The sequence below is a fragment of the Bartonella sp. AD328YNZD genome (assembly GCF_042196425.1).
Map to the genome: position 1 here is coordinate 1 of NZ_JBHIQG010000400.1, position 2,004 is coordinate 2,004.

Annotated in this window: 3 protein-coding genes; 1 reads left to right on the plus strand and 2 read right to left on the minus strand. The window is 42.3% G+C overall.

Annotated features, from left to right (window positions below; genetic code table 11):
- Nucleotides 1-120: 120 nt before the first annotated feature.
- The gene (htpX, locus tag ACFIO3_RS12195) at nt 121-1,167 is read right to left on the minus strand and encodes a zinc metalloprotease HtpX (protein ID WP_375614936.1); all 1,047 of its coding nucleotides are present in this window, start codon (nt 1,165-1,167) and stop codon (nt 121-123) included.
- A gap of 84 nt (nt 1,168-1,251) precedes the next feature.
- Between htpX and ACFIO3_RS12200 the strand changes: the two genes are divergently transcribed.
- Nucleotides 1,252-1,467 carry a DUF1674 domain-containing protein gene (locus tag ACFIO3_RS12200; protein ID WP_375614935.1) on the plus strand — a complete coding sequence of 72 codons (216 nt, stop codon included), beginning with the start codon at nt 1,252-1,254 and terminating at the stop codon, nt 1,465-1,467.
- A 135-nt stretch (nt 1,468-1,602) separates the two neighbouring features.
- Here the strand turns inward: ACFIO3_RS12200 and rpsP are convergent, their stop codons facing one another.
- Nucleotides 1,603-1,977, minus strand: coding sequence for a 30S ribosomal protein S16 (rpsP, locus tag ACFIO3_RS12205; protein ID WP_375606033.1), 375 nt, complete (start codon nt 1,975-1,977; stop codon nt 1,603-1,605).
- Nucleotides 1,978-2,004 lie beyond the last annotated feature (27 nt).

Consider the following 2,004-nt stretch of genomic DNA (forward strand, 5'->3'; position numbering starts at 1 on the left):
GCACACACACCTGCCGAACAGCTAATCCTGGAACATTTTTTTCAGACACATGCCCCGCTTTTTTGTGTTTCAAAACACCACCTTTATATTACTGCTTCCTTAAAAACTCCCTCAATAACTCTATGAACGAGATTTTTTTGAATTTTCATAACGAAGCCAAGAAGGACGTTTTGTAACACGCTGAAAAGAAATGTTTTCTTGCTCATCTAATGCATGAGCCTGACCACTATGAAAATCTCCATAGTTCATCCCGCTGCTTTTTTCATGTATAGCGTCTTCTTTATTCCAGCCCACACTTTTGGCAAGAGCCCCTTTCATCTCTTCTGCTTGCCGATAAAGAGCAGCAATACGATTTGCAGTTGCTGGATGTGTCGAAAAAAGACTATCGGCTCCCTCACCGCTCAAAGGATTAATAATAAACAGATGCGCGGTTGCTGGATTATGCTCTGCTTCTTCATTATATACCCCACGTCCCCCATCAGCAATCTTACGCAATGCAGAAGCCAACCATAAAGGATTACCACATATTTCAGCCCCTCTCCGATCCGCAGCATATTCCCGTGTACGGCTAATCGCCATTTGCACCAGCATCGCTGAAAAAGGAGCCACGAGCAAGGCAATAAATCCTCCAATTGCCCCAGCGCCATGAGAATCTTCTGAAGAGTTGCGCGGTCCTCCCATAAAGAAAGCAAAATTACCAAGCATTGAAATGGCTCCTGCAATCGTTGCGGTTAGAGTCATTGTTAATGTATCACGATGCTCAATATGTGCGAGCTCATGCGCCATAACGCCGGCAATTTCCTCCGAACTCAACCGCTTTAACAATCCAGTACTTGCAGCAACAGCTGCATTTTGCGGATTACGTCCCGTTGCAAAAGCGTTTGGCTGTGGATTCTCAATAACATAAACTTTTGGTTGAGGAAGAGAAGCACTTTGCGCTAAATCACTTACAATTTTATAATAAACCGGCGCAGAATGCTGATCAACTTCACGCGCCCCGTACATGCGTAAAACGATTTTATCTGAATTCCAATAAGAAAAAAAGTTTAAACCACTTGCCATCAAAAGAGCAATGACCATGCCACCACCCCCTCCAACAAGATAACCAACTCCCATAAAGAGAGCAGTTAAAAAAGCCAAAAGCATAGCTGTACGCATTATATTCATTACTCAAAAAACTCCATGATAAAAGTTTATCAATACTATATGATGGTGTTTTCTTTCTGTTTCTTCAATAGAATAGGTATAAAAATGAATAAAAAAGACGAGAAAACGAGCAAAAAAAATGCAACTGTCATTAAACAACAATCTCTCTCACCCGCAGCACAACGCGCCCTTAAAGAAGCTGAAGAACGACGAAAAAGCGAAGCAAAAAAAGAACAACCTGTCGAAAATGGTGGACGCGGCGGCAAAGACCCTTCGCGCTATGGAGACTGGGAAATTAAAGGCCGCGCCATTGACTTTTAAAACCATTGATTAAAAAAACCAGTGCGGATTTAAACAAGCAGCTTTTTAAAGAAAATCCGTTTTTGATAGACAAAAACGGATAATATTTATTTTTCTAAAGCTTTTAAAAACACGTTGATTAAACAATCATGCTTCTTATGCTGTAGCAGATTCTGCTTCAGCCGCTGCCTCTGCTTCTTCTGCCGCTTGCTTTGCTGCTGCTATACGTTCTTGTGCTTTTTTACCCGGTTCACCTTTATGTGGATTATTACGAGTTGGACGCTTTTTCAAGCCAGCTGCATCTAAAAACCGTAAAACGCGATCTGTTGGTTGAGCCCCTTGCCCAAGCCAATATTGGATACGTTCTTCATTAAGTTTCACCCTCGGTCCATCTTTAGGCAACATTGGATCCCATGCACCAACACGTTCAAGAAACCGCCCATCGCGCGGACTACGAACATCTGCAACGACGATATGATAGTAAGGACGTTTTTTTGAACCTCCACGGGACAAACGAATTTTCAATGCCATATTTTATCTCCTATTGTCAGCTCTGGC